Genomic DNA, 17495 nt, shown 5'->3' with positions numbered 1-17495 from the left:
TTAACCACCGAATGCGTTGGTGCCGGAACGGTTGCTGGGGTTGGAAGTGCCGCTGTTGTTGCCGAAAAAGCCCGATTTGGGTTGTTGGCCTTGATTCGGATTGACCGCGCGGGTATCCATGCCACCACTTTTGGGGCGACTGATGGAGGTTTGCGCCCGGCTGGCTTGTTGTTGCTGGTGTTGTTGGTAATTGGAGTTGCCCATCAGCTTGTTGGCAATCATACCGCCAATCAAGGCACCTGCGGCGGCAGCGAGGATGGTTTCACCCAAACCCAAACCCTGATTTTCAGCAACAGGCTGGGTCAGGTTGGACGTGCCCTCTTCGACTCTTTTGGCTTCTGCCGCCGCCATGGCTTTCAATTCGGCTTCCGTCAGGATGCGTTCAGCCCCGTTCAGATCTTTGAGGATGGCGCGGGTTTCACTTGCTGGGTATTTTTCTTTCAGCTCGTAGGTATCGGGGTTGGCACCGGTTTGCTGGATTACCATAAACATGCCTTCGCCTTTCGCCGCGTCTGAAATCGTGCCAGCGTTGTTGCTTTGCGGCGGTGGGGTAGAGGGTTGGTCGCCGCCGCAACCTTGCAGGCTGGCAAGGATGGTTAACCCAAGGCTGCCTACCATTGAATAAGAAAAAATGCGTTTGATGTAAGGTTTGCTCATGTGAATGGGTCTCATGCCGATTGTCTGGAAAAGCTGTGGAATGTGCAGTTTACCGCGATAATTCACGGGTGCACGCACAAACCCTAACAATAAATTAAATTTTAAGAGAGTCCGCAATGAAAAAGACAATTGCCATCACATCCCTGTTAGTTTCCTTGTTTGTATCCCCGCTGGTTTTGGCGGAAACCGTCAATATCAATACCGCCGATGCTGCCGCGCTGGATTCGCTGAATGGTATCGGTGCCAAGAAAGCTGAAGCCATTATTGCGTATCGCACTGAGCACGGCGAATTCAAGACACTGGAAGAAATTAAGGAAGTGCCGGGTATTGGCGACAAAATGTTCGATAAGATCAAAGAAGACATTTCTCTGACAGAAGGTGCAGCTACCGTTGCTGGCAAATCAACTGAGAAAAATGGCACAACTGCTGACAAAGCTGATATGAAGGATGACAAGGCCGATAAAAAAGTGGACGCTGCGGTAAAAACCGACAAAGTATCCAATAAAGCGGAAATTAAGGCAGACAAGTCCTGATCTATTTTTGTTACCCTAAGGCAGGCGTAACAGCCGTTACGCTTGTCAATTCACGAGGGCAAACAACATGCAAACAAGCAAAATGATTCTGGTAACAGGCGGGGCAGGTTACATCGGTTCCCATACTTGTGTGGAGCTGCTGGCAGCAGGCTTTCAGGTGGTGGTACTGGATAATCTGTGTAACAGTTCGCCGGAATCACTGCGCCGCGTCGCCGAGATTAGCGGGCAAGCGACCATTCCGTTTTACGAAGGCGATATTCGTGACCCGGTGCTGCTCGACAGGATTTTCAAGGAACAGGCTATTTATAGCGTCATCCATTTCGCCGGTTTGAAAGCGGTGGGTGAGTCGGTTGAGAAACCGCTGGACTATTACGACAACAATGTCGCGGGCACGGTGTCGCTATTACAGGCGATGCAGCGGCATGGGGTCAGGAATATTGTGTTCAGCTCCTCCGCCACGGTGTATGGCGACCCGCATACCACCCCGATTCAGGAGCATTTCCCGCTGTCTGCTACTAACCCGTATGGGCGTTCCAAGTTGATGATTGAGGAAATGCTCGGCGATCTTTACAAGGCAGACCCTGGGTGGAAGATTGCTTTGTTGCGTTATTTCAATCCGGTTGGGGCGCATGAAAGCGGCAAGATCGGTGAAGACCCGCAGGGCGTTCCCAACAACCTGATGCCGTATATCGCCCGTGTCGCCGTGGGGCAATACGAATACCTGTCCGTGTTTGGTGGTGATTACCCGACGCACGATGGCACGGGGGTACGTGACTACATTCACGTGGTGGATTTGGCAAAAGGCCATGTGAAAGCGCTGGAAGCTTTTCTGCGTGGGGATGTGCCTAACCTGCTGCTGATTAACCTTGGCACTGGGCAAGGCTATTCGGTGCTGGATATGGTGAAAGCTTTTGCAGAAGCCAGCGGGCGTGAAGTGCCTTACCGTATTGTTGCGCGGCGTGCTGGGGATATTGCCTGTTGTTATGCTGACCCCGCTTTGGCTGAGCAATTGATTCACTGGAAAGCCGAGAAAAATCTGGTGGAAATGTGTCAAGATACCTGGCACTGGCAGAAGCATAATCCGCAGGGCTATAATTAACGTTTGTGCTATATAAGAGACGATAGCGAGTGTCAATTTGGTCTATAGTCCTGTTGTCTGCGGATTGTTTACGTTCAGACCATCGGGTGTCGCGAATGATCGTTAGGGTATTTAGTATCCGATGCGAAGAAGGCTAACCCCTTATCCCACTAAATTGTTAAAAATATTATCAGGGAGATTCCCATGAAAGTGACTTGGAAATTAATGTTTCCGTTTTTGGCTGCGATGATTCTGTCAGCCTGTTCCAATAATATCCCCCAGCACTCGGCTTTGCCGGGTTCTACCGCGAGTGTAGCGTCAGCCAGTTTGCCAACGGGCACTTCAGGCAGTGACCGGATTGCACCCCAGGATTTGCTGGAAATCGACGTATTCAAAGTGCCAGATCTTTCTAAGGAAGTACGTGTTGATGACAATGGCAATATCACCCTCGCTTTGATCGGCACAGTACGGGCGCAGGGTTTGTCTGCGAGCCAGTTGGAAAAGCAGATTGCTACCCGTCTGGAAAAGGATTACATGCACAATCCACAAGTGAATGTGTTGGTGAAAGAATCTACTGCCAGCAAAATCACCGTTTCAGGTGCAGTCAATAAGCCGGGCGTTTACCCACTGGCGGGTGATACTACGCTGACACAAGCCATTGCGTTGGCGGAAGGTTTGAGCCGTCTGGCGGTGAAAGATAATGTCACTGTGTTCCGGGGGGGTAAGCCTTATACCGTGCTGTTGTCAGAAGTGGAAATGGGCAAAGTAGCTGACCCAGTGGTAGTTGCGGGTGACAAGATTCAGGTGCATACCTCAGCTACCAAGGAAGCGGTACAGGATTACGGTGGTATAGGTGGTTTACTGTCACCATTCACCTTGTTTCGTTAAGCATTAGCACTCTCACGGGCAAATAGCTTTAGGGCGACTGGTTTCAGTCGCCCTTTTTGCATGAATAAAACCCTTATCAGGTGCCGGGATTGCTTTTAACGGTTTTGTGCAAATAGGTGAGGATTTCTTCACGCGCCTCGGTGAGCACCGAGTCTCGATCCAGCGAGTCCAGAATCCGTTCCACGGTGAGTTTTGGCCCCGCATCACCCCAGGATTTGCCATTTGCCAGCCACTCTTCGGCAACGCGCCCGACGACCAGAGTGCTATACCACGCGATTGCCCCTTGGGCAGCACCTGTGATGATGGTGGAAATACCGCCGGTGCCGAGTTTGAGGGCAGCAGACACCAGATTCACCGCCCACACCGTACCTGCCAGTAACAGCATTTGTCCCAGTATGGTGCGGATCAGGTCGCTGGCTTCATTACGCGAAATGGGCAAGCCGTACAGTTTTGACAGGTGGATGATCATGCCAGCGTCAAGCACGGCGGCGGCGAGCAAGTCAGCGATGGGAATCGGATTCAGGGCGACAGCAACACCCTTGCCCAGGCAGTACATGCGGATGGTTTTTTCGCCGAGTTCGCGTTTGATGGCAAGAATACGTTGCCCGACTTCCTTGCTGAGATGCCCGGCAAACAGTGAGGCGTTGAGGGCGGAAAGGGTTTTGCCTTCGGACTCGATAATATCCCACAGGCGGGTTTTGAGGGCGCTGATATTGACCGAGCGTTCACGGATGCTTTCACGCTCCTCGCCATTTTCATCCACGTAAATGACGGTTTGGCGCTTGGTCTGTGCGGTGGTGAACACCAGATTTTCGGGGGCGATAATGCCTTGGGTACGGGTACGCATAATGCCGCGCAACTGGCGCTGCTCTTCTTCAGTGTAGCGGTCGGCCTTGTTGACGATTAACAGGGTGGGGCGGTGCGAACCCGTGACGATTTTGAGCGCCTGAAATTCCACATCGGTCAGGTCGCCATCCACCACAAATAGCACCAGATCGGCACGGTTAGCGACTTCATGCGCCATTTTTTCGCGGGATTCGCCGTCGACTTCGTTAATGCCGGGGGTGTCAATGAGGTAAATCCCGCCATCGCTGTATTCCTGCCATTGCTGCATATTGACGCTGCGGGTTTCGCCATGTAGGACGCTGACACTGAATACTGGCTGGCCGAGCAAGGCATTAAGTAGGGAGGATTTACCGACGCTGACGCGCCCAAACACAGCGACATGCAGGTGTCCGTACTCCAGTTTGTCGAGCATTCCGCGCACCTGGGTGTAGTCATCCCGCAGGCTCTCGCGGATGTCGTCGGGAATGCGAGTATCATCCAGTAACTGGCGCAAGCTTTCGGTGGCAAGTTGCAGGTGGGTGTCACCGGTGTTCGGCGGAGGAACCTCCACTACGGCGGTGTTTTCTTGCTTACTTACCCCGATATTGTTCAAGAACCAATCTGGCAAATGTTTTTGTACGTTCTTCCAGATTTCCACTGAGCATCTCCTGAAATGTTGCTGCTGCGGGTGCTGCTTTGAGCGTGCCGCGTTGTTCGAGTGTATAGGTAACGGCGCGGCCGAGCGCGTCGAAAATCAGCCCGTAGGCGACGGCGTGTACCAATCCCCCCGCTACTGTGCCAATGCCGGGGAAAGCTTTCAGGCCATTACCGGCAACCGCCAGAAGCAACGGCACGCTTTTTTTCACCTGTCCCTGACTGAAATTCAAGAACTGGTCAATGTCGAGCGATCTGACCGGGCTATCGTACAGTTTGCAGAGTTCTTGCACCATACGTGTGCCGATGACACCCTGAATGACCAAATCAGTACCGGGGCTGACCGAAGCCAGTGCACCTAGTATGGCTTTGTGGGTATAACTGCGCACGATCTTTTCAGCTTGCGCCCGGCGGTAGTCCACACGGGTGGTATCGAGCTTTTCTTGTACCAGATTCAGCACGCTGGTGTCGCGTTGTTGTGAAAGCCATTCCAGCCGCTGGTCAATGTCGGTTTGTAAGTGGTTGGCGAGAGCGGAAACGTTCGTCTTGCGGGGGCGTTGCACGGTTTCTTCGCGCCCGTCCGGGTAAACGCGGACGATTTCTTCCACACCGCCAGACTGGATGAAAACAATATCGGGCGATGCCACTTCGCCGAAGCGGGAGCGGATGCGTTGGACGAGTTGTGCCTGTTCTTCCGGCGTGTACTGGTCGCTTTTGTTGATGGCAATCAACATGGGCTTGCCAAAGGCGGCGAGTTCCAGCACATCCTGATATTGGCTGCGGCTGAGGTCGGAGTCGGTGACGTAAACCACAATCTGGGCGCGGATGGCTTCATCACGGGCAGCCGCGTCGAGCGTGCCTTCGGCTTCGTTGCGCCCCGGCAGGTCGGTCAGCATCAGGTGGTCGCCTGCAATGGTCTGCCAAGTGTATTCGCGGATGTCGCGGGTAGAGCCACCCCGCAGGTTGATTTCCACCCCAGCTTCCGGCAGCAATGCCTTGATAATGGAAGATTTTCCGGTACTAATGTCACCGAAGAACGCAATGTGTACTTGTCCGGCGGCTTTACGGGCGTTCAAGCGGTCAAGCTCGACTTGCAGCTTGGTGGTATCCATCCCGGCAGTTTTGATTTGCTCAATTTCTTGTGTCAGACCTACTTCGGTGACAGGTTTGGGGAGTGGGCGGGCAATGGTCTTCGCCCTTGGCCCGCCAAAGACCAGTTTGACAATAACCCAGCCACTGAATAATACCACCGCCATAATCAGGGTGCTGTAGGTGTAAAATAACCATGTTGGCAATTGGTGCAGGCGATCCCACAGGTCGAGAAAGTTTTTGGTGGCAAAAAACAGGAATAACAGGAACAGCAGTGTCAGCAGCAACATGCCGCCTGCCATTAGCCAGCGTAAGCGTTGGGTAATCTTCATGGTTGGTAAGGTTCTTCCGTATCCTTGCATTGACGGTGATATTATCAGTTATGTCGAGAATATCAGGGTCTGGCAGCTTATCCAAATCCGTTGTGGGATAGGTGCATTTTGCATGAGCAAGACACTTCTGCTAGAGTTTTGAATTATGCGTAAACATATCATCATTTTCCTCATGTTACTGATGGCTGCCTTGCCTGTCTGGTCAGCGACGATGATGTGTGCTCATGTGCAAACAATGCCGCAAACGATGGATATGCAGGCATCCGGGCACACTTGCTGCTTGGATAGGCAGAAACAAACCAGCCATACCGCTGCCGATACCTGCCATTGTGACCAATTACAGCACGGGCAATTTATCCTCAGCCTGCCAGATATGCTAGTCGCTGCACCTGCCAGTGACTTTATCGCCACGCTTCTGCCCTCACAAGTCCTGCCCGAACGCACCGACGTGCTCTATCGCCCTCCGATTGCCTGAACTGTAGGTCGGACTTCAGTCCGACATCTATCCCAATATTCCAACGTTTCTTGTCGGGCTAGAGCCTGACCTACAGTACTGGACAAAAACATGAAAAAACAGATTGTTGCCGCATGGTACGGTGGCTTGCTTGTGGGTATGGCAAGCCTTTCACTTCCCGTGTTTGCGCACGGTGGCGAAGACCACAGCCACGCCGATGATGCACCTGCGCCCATTATTACCCCTGTCAGCACCGGGGTACGGCTGGAACTGGCTTCACCCGATGTCGAATTGCTCGGTATTCTGCACGAAGGCCAACTGACTTTGTATGCCGACCATTTCGCTACCAACGCACCGATTCCCAACGCCAAAGTGGAACTGGAAAGCAAGGGGCAAAAACTTGTCCTGCAAACCGATGCCAATGGCGTGGCACAGGCGGATGCCGCATGGCTTGCCAAGCCCGGATATTATGAACTGACCGTCAGTATCCAAGCCAAAGGCGTCAATGATTTGCTGGCAGGCAAGGCCGATATTCCTAAACCCGACCTTGAAGTCAAGCAACAGGGAACAGCGGAGTCCTCCCCTTGGTGGAAATTATGGGGCAATCTACTAGAAGATACCTTCTTACCCAAAGCCGCTTTCGCTCATGGCGGTGAAGATCACAGCCACGCCGACGAAGCCCCCGCTGCTGCTTTGCCCGCGAATGCGCAAGACAAACCTGCCCGTTTAACGGATGGCAGCGTCTTCGTGCCCAAACCTGTGCAACACTTGTTAGGCATTCGTACCGTTTCCGCCAAACCGCAAAGCGTGGCGCAAAGCATTGAACTCAACGGTGTGGTCGTCACTGACCCCAACGCCAGCGCCCGCCTGCAACCCACCATGAGTGGACGCTTACTTGCACCCACCGCTGGCTTTCCAACCTTGGGAAGCCGTGTGGAAAAAGGGCAAGTCCTTGCCATTCTCGAACCTGCCGCTAGCAATACCGACAAAGCCGACCAGCAAGAAAAAATAGCGGAAGTCCGTGCCGAACTGGGTTTAGCTGAGAAAAACGCAACACGCCTCGCCAGCATTGCTGGAGTCATTCCACAAATGGAAGTCGATGCCGCGCGTAATGTCGCCGATACCCTCAATGCCCGTTTAAAAGCCTTACAGGGAAGTCGCGTACAACAACCGGAAACCTTACGTGCGCCGCTGTCCGGCATTATCAGCACCGCCACTGTCCAAGTCGGGCAACAAGCCAACGCAGGCGATGTTTTGTTTGACATCATCGACACCTCACGCTTGCAAGTGGAAGCCTTGGCTTACGACCCCAGCCTTGCCGCGCAAATCAGCGGTGCATCCGCCGTCGTCGCGGGGCAAACCCTCAAACTCGCCTTCGTCGGCGCTAGCCAACAATTACGCAACCAAGCGTTGCCACTACGTTTTCGGGTGGAGGGGGCAGACACACTTGCCATCGGTCAACCCCTCAAAATTGCCGTACAAACCCAACTCACACGCCAAGGCACGCCTTTGCCCGCCAGCGCCGTGGTCAACAATAGCCAGCAAGAACCAACGGTATGGCTGCATACCAGCGCCGAACGTTTCACTCCACATAAGGTGAACGTACAACCGTTGGATGCGGAAACCGTGGTGGTGCTGGAAGGCTTACCCGATAGCAGCGTGCGTGCCGTTACCATCGGTGCGGCTTTGCTCACCCAAGTGCGCTAGGAGGCAGCCATGTTTAACGCGATTATTCAAATCAGTTTGCGCCAACGCCTGTTTGTGTTGGTAGGTGCATTGCTGTTGATGTTGTACGGGCTGTTTACCTTGCCGCAGTTGCCGGTGGATGTTTTCCCTGACCTCAATAAACCCACCGTCACCTTGATGACCGAAAGCGAGGGCATGGCTCCCGAAGAAGTCGAACAACTCGTCACCTTCCCGCTGGAAACCGCCATGAACGGGCTGGAAGGCGTCACGCGGGTACGTTCGGTTTCCGGCGTGGGCTTGTCGATTGTGTACGTAGAATTTGGCTGGGGAACGGATATTTACCGCAACCGCCAGCAAGTTTCCGAACGGCTCGGCACGGTCAGCCAGCAATTGCCCGCCGGAGTCACGCCGCAATTGTCGCCCATCAGTTCGATCATGGGGGAAATCCTGCTGATTGCGATGACAGTGGAAGAGGGTGCAAAGGCAACACCGATGGAAGTGCGGGACTTAGCCAACTGGGTTATCCGTCCGCGCTTATTGAGTATCAGCGGCGTGTCGCAAGTGATTCCCATGGGTGGCGAAGTCCGCCAATACCGCGTAACACCGGATGTGGCGAACATGGAACGCCTCACTATCAGCCTTGAGCAAATACAGACCGCACTCGCCGGGTTTGCCAGCAATACCAGCGGCGGCTTTTTGGAAGCACAGGCGCAGGAATACCTGATCCGCAATATCGGGCGCACCACCAAGCTGGAGGATATGCGCCAGTTGGTGGTGACACACCGCGACGGCGTGCCCATCCTGTTGCAACAAGTGGCAAAAGTAGAATTTGCCGCTGGGGTAAAACGCGGCGAAGCCAGTTTCAAGGGCAAACCAGCGGTGATCCTCTCGGTGCAAAAGCAGCCGTCCACCGATACCGTGCAACTCACCCGCCAAGTGGAAGCGGCGTTAGCAGACCTCAACCGTAGCCTGCCTGCGGGGGTGAAAGCTGACAATATCCTCTTCAAACAAGCGAATTTCATCGAAAGCGCCATCGGCAATGTGGAAGAAGCCTTGCGTGACGGCGCAATCATGGTGGTAATCGTGCTGTTTTTGTTCCTGCTGAATGTGCGCACCACGCTGATTTCACTCACCGCCATCCCGCTCTCCTTGCTGGCGGCGGGGCTGGTGTTCCATGCGTTTGGCTTGTCGGTCAACACCATGACGCTGGGTGGTTTGGCGATTGCCTTGGGGGAACTGGTGGACGATGCGGTGGTGGATGTGGAAAACGTGCTGCGCCGCTTGCGCCAGAATGCGTTGTTATCGCAACCCTTGCCTGCCTTGCGCGTGATTGCAGCCGCTTCGCGGGAAGTGCGTTCCGGGGTGGTGTATGCCACGCTGATTGTGGTGCTGGTCTTCGTGCCGCTGTTCTTTCTGGCGGGAATTGAGGGGCGGCTATTTACGCCGTTAGGGATTGCCTACATCGTGTCGATATTGGCAAGTTTGGGAGTGGCTGTCACGGTCACGCCGGTGTTGTGTTATTACTTATTGAGGAAACAGAGCGGGAAAGCACATGGCGACTCCCCACTGGTTCGCTTCCTCAAACGCGCTGACGAACGCTTGCTGAACTGGTCATTCCCTCGCGCCCGCCTGTTGCTCAGTGCCGCCGTAATCGTCGTATTAATCGCCGCTGCTAGCATCCCGTTTTTCCCCAAAGCCTTTCTGCCTGCCTTCAACGAAGGCACGTTGACGGTGAGTTTGATGTTGCAACCGGGCATTTCCCTGACTGAATCCAACCGCATGGGGACATTGGCAGAAAATCTGTTGCTGCAAGTGCCAGAGGTTACGCAGGTCGGGCGACGTACCGGGCGGGCGGAACTCGACGAACACGCGGAAGGCGTGCATTCCAGCGAAATCGACGTAGACCTTGAGCCGTCAGAACGACCCCGCGAGGCAGTGTTAGCTGACATCCGCGCCCGCTTGGCAGTGATTCCCGCTTCCATCAACATTGGACAACCGATTTCGCATCGGCTGGATCATTTGCTGTCAGGGGTACGGGCGCAGATTGCGCTGAAAATCTTCGGCGATGACACTGATGCTTTGCGCAGTCTGGCAAGCGATTTACAAACGCGCTTGGCAGGCATCCCCGGCTTGGTCGATTTGCAGCTCGAAAAGCAGGTACGTATCCCGCAATTACAGGTGCGGGTCGATTACAGCAAGGCGCAGCAATACGGTGCGACCCCAGCAAGTATCAATCATGCACTGGAAACCCTCTCCAATGGCACAACTGTCGGGCAAGTGATCGACAACAACCGCCGCGCCGACGTGGTGATCCGCTTGCAGGACAGTGACCGCACCGCGCAAGGTTTGCGCAATTTGTTGGTGGAAACCCACGCAGGCTATATCCCACTGAGTAAGGTTGCCAGCATCGAAGACGGCAGCGGCCCCAACCAGATCGTGCGCGAAAACAGCCGTCGCCGCATCGTGCTATCAGCCAATGCCGCAGGCGGGGCAGACATGGCGCAAGTGGTGAGCAACATCCGTGCAGAATTGGCGAAATTCCCCCTGCCCGAAGGTTATTTCACTCAACTGGAAGGGCAGTTTCAAGCACAGGAAGAAGCTAGTCAGTTGATTGCCTTGCTGGGGTTGGTGTCATTGACGTTGATCTTTTTGGTGCTGTACAGCCGTTACCAATCCAGCGTGTTGGTACTGATCATCATGGGTAATATTCCGCTGGCAATGGTCGGCGGTGTCATCGCACTGTGGCTTGCCGGGCAGGCATTGTCGGTGGCCAGTCTGGTCGGTTTCATCACGCTGGCAGGGATCAGTACCCGTAACGGCATCCTCAAAATCAGCCATTACATCAATCTGGTCGCGCAGGAAGGCGAAACCTTCGGTACGGCCATGATTGTGCGTGGCAGTCTGGAACGGCTGGTGCCGGTGCTGATGACCGCACTGGTAGCAGCGTTTGCACTGTTGCCGCTGCTGTTGGCGGGGGGCGATCCGGGCAAGGAAATCTTGCATCCGGTGGCTTTGGTGATTTTTGGCGGGTTGGTCAGTTCCACCCTGCTGGATACCTTGCTTACCCCCGTATTGTTTTACCGTTGGGGCGAAAAGCCCCTGATTTCTTTACTATCCAATCAAGGAGCTAACCATGAAACTGTTTAAAACTACCCTGTTTGCTGTATCCCTGCTGATGGCCGGTTACGCAATGGCGCATACCGATGAATTCCTCGACACCCAAAAATCCCCGCATGGCGGGCAGGTACGCATGACTGACACCCATCATCTCGAATTGGTGATTAAAGACAAGGACATCACCGTGTACGTCATGAATCACGGCAACGAAGCCCAGCCGAGTGTGGGGATGACCGCTACTGCTACGGTGCTGTCGGGTGAAACCAAAGTCGAAGTGAAGCTCGAACCTGCCGAAGAAAACTTGCTAAAGGGAAGCGGCGACTTCAACATCAGCGATGACATGAAAGTGCTGTTGTCGGTCACGCCTGCGCCAATGACTGCCCGCTTTGCGCCGTTCCAGAAAGCGGAAGCTACACCAGCAGCGGAGGATGTGAAAAAATAACATCTTCACCAATACCAGCCTTACCAACAGGTAGGACTGGTTTTTTTAGTACTTCATAAGAGATGATAACGAAATAATGAAACCATATTTCCACTTTGGAGAAGTCGTCGCTGGTTACGACGTGCGAGTGTTGAATGAGCGTGAAGCACGTGCCGCCGCCGGTCTGCTGTTTGTGTGTGCGTTCATGTCATTTTTGTATGCGTATCGAACGATGGATTTCCGCTACACCAGTATTTTTATTATCTTTTTTTTGGTGGATTTCTTTATCCGCGTTTTGGTCAATCCCAAATACGCACCTAGCCTGATTGTGGGGCGTTTTTTTGTATCACATCAAAAGCCAGAATACGTCGGCGCGGCGCAAAAGCGGTTTGCGTGGAGCATTGGTTTGATTCTCGCCATCGTCATGTTTCGCTGGGTTGTCTTGCTGGAAGTGATGACTCCGCTCAAAATCTACGTTTGCCTCGCCTGTTTAATCTTGCTTTTCAGTGAGGCCGCCTTTGGTATTTGTATTGGTTGTAGTATCTACAATCTGTTCAACCGCACCAAAGCCAGCCATTGCCCCGGTGGTGTGTGTGAAATCAGGGTGAAAGAACCCATTCAAATGATCAATTGGGTGCAAGCCATCATCGCGGTAGTGGCGTTAGGTGTCGCCGGAACCGCGCTGTACAATAACTGGATTCAAACCTGAAACGGAGATAACTATGAAATTCAAAGTTGAAAAAATGATGTGCGGCGGTTGCGTCAGCAACGTGCAGTCCAAGCTGGAAGCACTGGAGGGCGTCACTAAGGTCACGGTTGATCTGGCCTCTGCCAGTGCCGAAGTCGAAGGCGGCGTTGATGCCCAGCAGGTCATCGACACGCTGAACGCAGCCGGTTATCCCACTAGCCTGCAAAGCGATTAAGGCCATGTCAGCACCCACCATTCGCCTTTCCGTCACCGGCATGATGTGTGCCGGTTGTGTCGGCGCGGTCGAAAAAGCCCTGCAAGCGGTTGCCGGTGTCACCCAAGCCAGCGTCAATCTGGCGGAGCGCACTGCAATGGTCACGGGCAATGTTGACCCCGCTGCCGTAGTAAAAGCCGTCAAGGATGCCGGTTTCACCGCCGCCGTCATGCAAGGCCGCGCCGCCGAAGCTGAAAAAGAAGCGCACGAACAGCAGCAATACCAGCACTTGTGGAAACGGGTGTGGGTTGCCGGGGTTCCGGGGGCTTTCCTGATGCTGGCGGGGATGATGCCGGGTTTCCTGCCCGGTATTGAGGGTGCAGGTCGCTGGTTTTGGCTGATTGCCGGGCTGGTGACGCTGGTGGTGATGGTCTATTCCGGCGGGCATTTCTACAAAGGCGCATGGCAGCAACTCAAGCACCGCAGCAGCAATATGGATACGCTGATCGCGCTCGGCACGGGCACGGCTTGGTTTTATTCGATGTTGGTGGTGCTGTTCCCGACGGTTGTCCCCTCGCTGGCGCGGCACGCTTACTTCGAGGCCGCGCTGGTGATCATCGCCTTGGTCAGTGTTGGTAATGCACTGGAAATGCGGGCGCGGGGGCGCACGTCTGCCGCGATTAAAAGCTTGATGAAGCTGCAACCGCCGATTGCCCACGTTATCCGCAACGGCGAAGATCTGGATTTGCCGTTGGAAGAGGTGGGGCTGGAAGAAACCCTGCGGGTACGGGCGGGCGAAACCATTCCGTTGGACGGCAAGCTGCTGGAAGGCCAGTCGTATGTGGATGAATCCATGCTCACTGGCGAATCCGTGCCGGTTGCCAAAGTGGCGGGCGACAGCGTTACGGGTGGCACGATGAACGGTTCCGGCAGCTTTCTGATGCAGGTCAGTCATATCGGCGCGGATACGGTGTTGGCGCAAATCATCGACATGATTCGTCAGGCGCAAAGTTCCAAACCGGCGATTGCGCGGCTGGTGGATAAAGTGGCCTCGGTGTTTGTGCCGGTGGTGGTTTCCATCGCCATCCTTACCTTCATGCTGTGGTACTGGCTGGGGCCGGAACCTTCCTTGAGTTACGCGCTGGTCACGTCCATGACGGTGCTGGTGATTGCTTGCCCGTGTGCGCTGGGTTTGGCTACGCCGATTTCGATCATTGCCGGGGTCGGGCGGGCGGCGCAGTCCGGTATCCTGATCCGTAACGGTGATGCGTTGCAACAGGCCGCCAAGCTGGACACCATCGTGCTGGATAAAACCGGCACGATTACCCAAGGTAAGCCTAGCCTCAACACGACCTACGTGGCGGACGGGCAGGATGCTGAACGTTTACTGCAAATGGCCGCCAGTCTGGAACGTGGTTCGGAACATCCCTTGGGCGAAACCATTCGCGCCGCCGCCAAGGGCAAAGGTTTGCAGGATTTGCCCGTTAAGGATTTCAACGCCATCGCCGGGCACGGTGTGCAAGCGACGGTCGACGGGCAAACGTATTTCATCGGTAATACCCGCCTGATGCAGCAGCAACATTTGGCGCTGGAACCTTGGCAAGCCCGCTTGCACGCGCTGGATGCGCAAGGCCAAACCCCGGTGTTTCTGGCCGATTCACAGCAAATCCTGATGCTGCTCGGCATTGCGGATGCCATCAAGGATGATGCAAAGGCCAGCATTCAACGCCTGCAAGCTCAAGGGCTGAATGTCATTATGCTGACCGGCGACCGTCGGGCAGTGGCGGAACACATTGCGCAACAGGTTGGTATTCTCACGCTGCACGCCGACGTGCTGCCCGCCGACAAATCACAGGTCATTGCGGACTTGCAACAGCAAGGCCACCGCGTTGCGATGGTGGGTGATGGGGTGAATGATGCCCCGGCACTGGCGCGGGCAGACATCGGCATCGCCATCGGGGCAGGCACGGATGTGGCGATTGCCGCCGCCGACATTACCCTGATGGGATCATCCCTGCGCGGGATTGCGGATGCGATTGCCATCTCCAAGGCCACCAACCGCACGATTTGGCAGAACCTGTTGGGTGCATTCGTCTACAACTCGTTGGGTATTCCGATAGCAGCAGGGGTGCTGTATCCCTTCATGGGGTTGTTGCTGAACCCGATGATTGCTGGGGCGGCGATGGCGTTGTCTTCCGTCACGGTTGTCACCAATGCCAATCGTTTGGCTAAAGCAAAGCTTCGCACGGCTGCACCTTCGCCGGGTGATACGGTATGATTAGCGCCGATTTAAACCATAAACAGGAATGCACCATGACCATTACCCATGTAGAAGGCAACGGCGGTTTGCCCTTTATCAACGTTAGCAATGACCATGCCGATGCTGTGATTTCGGTATACGCCGGGCAAGTGTTGTCTTTCCAGCCCAAAGGCGCGGCGGATCTGCTGTTTGTCAGCGACAAGGCTTATTACGCAGCAGGCAAGGCGATCAAGGGCGGCGTACCGATTTGCTGGCCGTGGTTTGGCGCTGACCCAGAAGGCAAAGGCCGCCCAGCACACGGTTTCATGCGTAACCGGATGTGGGAAGTGTGGGGTAGCAGCGAAAATGCCGACGGTTCCACCACCGTGAGGCTGGGCGTGGCTTCTTCCCCGGAAACGCTGGCAATCTGGCCTTATGCGTTCAAGTTGGCAATGGAAATTACCGTCGGTAAAACCTTGCAGTTGGCACTGGTCACACAGAACACCGGCGATCAGGCGTTCAACATTACCCAAGCGCTGCACACTTATTTTGCAGTGGGCGATATTGCCAAAACGACTGTCACCGGGCTGGAAGGGACGCAATACCTCGACAAAGCCGCTGACGGTAACGGTGAAACCAAGCAGCAGTCCGGCGCAATCAGCATCAACAGTGAAGTTGACCGGGTTTACCTTGGTGTCCCGGCGGAATTGGCGATTGTCGATGGTGCACAGAACCGTACCATCCGTATCACTTCCAGCGGCAACAAAACCGCCGTGGTGTGGAATCCGTGGGCAAAAATCGCGGCAGGCATGGCCGATTTGCAGGATGACGATTACACCCGTTTCGTTTGCGTCGAAACCACCAATGCGGCGGACGACGTGGTAAACGTTCCGGCAGGCGGGGAATTCCGTTTGGTGGCGGAATACGGGGTATAATCGCACCCCATGAAAATTCAGGTCAGCGAACTCCTCGTCAAATTTCTGCACCGTTTGGGTGTCGATACCCTTTTTGGGATGCCCGGTGCACATATTTTGCCGGTTTACGATGACCTGTATGGGTCTGGTATCCAGACAGTGTTGGTCAAGCACGAACAAGGTGCGGCGTTCATGGCGGGTGGTTATGCCCGTGTGAGCGGCCGCATCGGTGCTTGCATCACCACGGCTGGCCCCGGTGCCAGTAACCTGATTACTGGCATTGCTAACGCCTATGCCGACAAATTGCCGGTGCTGGTGATTACTGGCGAAGCGCCCACCTACATTTTTGGGCGCGGCGGCTTGCAGGAAAGCTCGGGCGAAGGCGGCAGCATCGACCAAACCGCGCTGTTTTCCGGCGTGACCCGCTACCACAAGCTGATCGAACGTACCGATTACCTCGTCAATGTGCTCAATCAAGCGGCACGGCAACTGGTGTCGGATGTCCCCGGCCCCGTGGTCTTAAGCATTCCGGTGAATGTGCAAAAAGAACTGGTGGATGCGTCGATTCTCGACAAGTTGCCCGATTTACACCCTTTGCCAAAGTTGAAAATTGCCCCGCAAACGCTGGAACAGTGCGGTGACATGATCCGTAGCGCCAAGCGCCCCGTGGTGTTGGCAGGTTATGGCTGCATTCAGTCCGCTACCGCCCATGATGCCTTGTGCGAATTCAGTCAGCGTTTGAATATTCCAGTCGCTTCCAGTTTGAAAGGCAAGGGCGCGATTGATGAGCGTTCAGCACTTTCACTCGGCAGTTTAGGGGTCACTTCCGGCGGTCATGCCATGCACTATTTTATACATGAAGCTGACCTGATTATTTTGCTGGGTGCGGGTTTTAATGAGCGCACCAGTTATGTGTGGAATGCCGCGTTATTAAACGGCAAAAAGATTATTCAAGTCGACCGCAATGTGACGCAACTGGAAAAGGTCTTCAAGGCTGATTTGGCGATTCAATCCGACCTTGGGGATTTTTTACAGTCGATTAATGGCTGGTGCGCCCAGCGGGTTATTGAACCCAAAATCTGCCCGGATTTGGCTGCCTTCAAACGCGGCATCGACCAGCAAATGGAAGCAGACGGTGCGGTGATTTTCGGTGAAAAGTTTGATTTGGTAAAAACCTTTTTCGCCTTGCTGGAACAGCAGTTTAACGATGGCATCGTTTTGGTGGACGATAATATTATTTTTGCGCAGAATTTTTATCGCGTCACCCCTCAAGATCATTTTGTACCGAATACCGGGGTTTCATCGCTGGGTCATGCTATCCCGGCAGCGATTGGTTCACGCTTTACGGTGGACAAGCCAACTTTTGCGGTGATTGGCGATGGTGGTTTTCAAATGTGCTGCATGGAGATCATGACAGCGGTGAATTACCACATTCCCTTAAACATTGTGTTGTTCAATAACCAGACTTTGGGATTGATCCGTAAAAACCAGCATCAGCAGTATGAACAGCGTTTTCTGGATTGCGATTTTAAAAACCCGGATTATGCTTTGTTGGCGCAATCGTTTGGGATTAACCATTTTAAAATAGAAACCGATGCCGATTGCGAACGGGTGTTTGCACAAGCTGATTTTCATCGCGGGATTAACCTGATCGAACTAATGATTGATCAGGATGCTTACCCGAATTATTCCTCACGCCGCTAAGG

At 54.3% G+C, this 17495-nt stretch carries 15 protein-coding genes; 12 read left to right on the top strand and 3 right to left on the bottom strand.

The window, feature by feature from the left end; all coding sequences use genetic code 11:
- Positions 1-657 carry a hypothetical protein gene (locus J9253_RS10935; RefSeq protein WP_210221047.1) on the bottom strand — a complete coding sequence of 219 codons (657 nt, stop codon included), beginning with the start codon at positions 655-657 and terminating at the stop codon, positions 1-3.
- Between the two features lie 116 nt (positions 658-773).
- Here J9253_RS10935 and J9253_RS10930 point away from each other — a divergent pair, with 116 nt between their 5' ends.
- From J9253_RS10930 to J9253_RS10920, 3 genes are all read left to right on the top strand, one after another.
- Positions 774-1190 carry a ComEA family DNA-binding protein gene (locus tag J9253_RS10930; RefSeq protein WP_210221046.1) on the top strand — a complete coding sequence of 139 codons (417 nt, stop codon included), beginning with the start codon at positions 774-776 and terminating at the stop codon, positions 1188-1190.
- Between the two features lie 67 nt (positions 1191-1257).
- Positions 1258-2289, top strand: a complete 1032-nt coding sequence (galE, locus tag J9253_RS10925; RefSeq protein ID WP_210221045.1) for a UDP-glucose 4-epimerase GalE — start codon at positions 1258-1260, stop codon at positions 2287-2289.
- Between the two features lie 183 nt (positions 2290-2472).
- Positions 2473-3156: a polysaccharide biosynthesis/export family protein gene (locus J9253_RS10920; RefSeq protein WP_210221044.1), complete on the top strand. Its 684-nt coding sequence runs from the start codon at positions 2473-2475 to the stop codon at positions 3154-3156.
- 76 nt (positions 3157-3232) lie between these two features.
- Here J9253_RS10920 and J9253_RS10915 read toward each other — a convergent pair whose 3' ends face one another.
- A complete protein-coding gene (locus tag J9253_RS10915) occupies positions 3233-4639 on the bottom strand; it encodes a GTP-binding protein (protein ID WP_228291355.1) in 1407 nt (468 codons plus the stop codon).
- Positions 4572-6056: a GTPase domain-containing protein gene (locus tag J9253_RS10910; RefSeq protein ID WP_210221043.1), complete on the bottom strand. Its 1485-nt coding sequence runs from the start codon at positions 6054-6056 to the stop codon at positions 4572-4574. The genes J9253_RS10915 and J9253_RS10910 overlap by 68 nt, the downstream gene beginning before the upstream one ends.
- 145 nt (positions 6057-6201) lie before the next feature.
- Here J9253_RS10910 and J9253_RS10905 point away from each other — a divergent pair, with 145 nt between their 5' ends.
- From J9253_RS10905 to J9253_RS10865, 9 genes are all read left to right on the top strand, one after another.
- Positions 6202-6531, top strand: coding sequence for a hypothetical protein (locus J9253_RS10905; RefSeq protein ID WP_210221042.1), 330 nt, complete (start codon positions 6202-6204; stop codon positions 6529-6531).
- A gap of 90 nt (positions 6532-6621) precedes the next feature.
- The gene (locus J9253_RS10900) at positions 6622-8217 is read left to right on the top strand and encodes an efflux RND transporter periplasmic adaptor subunit (protein WP_210221041.1); all 1596 of its coding nucleotides are present in this window, start codon (positions 6622-6624) and stop codon (positions 8215-8217) included.
- A 9-nt stretch (positions 8218-8226) separates the two neighbouring features.
- The gene (locus J9253_RS10895; RefSeq protein WP_210221040.1) at positions 8227-11343 is read left to right on the top strand and encodes an efflux RND transporter permease subunit; all 3117 of its coding nucleotides are present in this window, start codon (positions 8227-8229) and stop codon (positions 11341-11343) included.
- Positions 11330-11755: a hypothetical protein gene (locus tag J9253_RS10890; protein ID WP_210221039.1), complete on the top strand. Its 426-nt coding sequence runs from the start codon at positions 11330-11332 to the stop codon at positions 11753-11755. The genes J9253_RS10895 and J9253_RS10890 overlap by 14 nt, the downstream gene beginning before the upstream one ends.
- Before the next feature lie 76 nt (positions 11756-11831).
- Entirely contained in the window at positions 11832-12443 is a 612-nt protein-coding gene (locus J9253_RS10885; protein WP_210221038.1) for a DUF4395 domain-containing protein, read from the top strand.
- 13 nt (positions 12444-12456) lie between these two features.
- Positions 12457-12657, top strand: coding sequence for a heavy-metal-associated domain-containing protein (locus J9253_RS10880; RefSeq protein ID WP_210221037.1), 201 nt, complete (start codon positions 12457-12459; stop codon positions 12655-12657).
- A 4-nt stretch (positions 12658-12661) separates the two neighbouring features.
- The gene (locus J9253_RS10875) at positions 12662-14914 is read left to right on the top strand and encodes a heavy metal translocating P-type ATPase (protein WP_210221036.1); all 2253 of its coding nucleotides are present in this window, start codon (positions 12662-12664) and stop codon (positions 14912-14914) included.
- 35 nt (positions 14915-14949) lie between these two features.
- Positions 14950-15810: a D-hexose-6-phosphate mutarotase gene (locus J9253_RS10870; RefSeq protein WP_228291354.1), complete on the top strand. Its 861-nt coding sequence runs from the start codon at positions 14950-14952 to the stop codon at positions 15808-15810.
- A 9-nt stretch (positions 15811-15819) separates the two neighbouring features.
- On the top strand, positions 15820-17493 hold the full coding sequence (locus tag J9253_RS10865) for a thiamine pyrophosphate-binding protein (protein WP_210221034.1): 1674 nt from the start codon (positions 15820-15822) through the stop codon (positions 17491-17493).
- The last annotated feature ends 2 nt before the right edge of the window (positions 17494-17495 follow it).

Origin of the sequence: Thiothrix litoralis, from assembly GCF_017901135.1 — a bacterium.
GTDB classification, from domain to species: Bacteria; Pseudomonadota; Gammaproteobacteria; order Thiotrichales; family Thiotrichaceae; genus Thiothrix; species Thiothrix litoralis.
The sequence above is the reverse complement of the archived record's forward strand: the minus strand, read 5'-3'. Positions and strand labels throughout refer to the sequence as shown.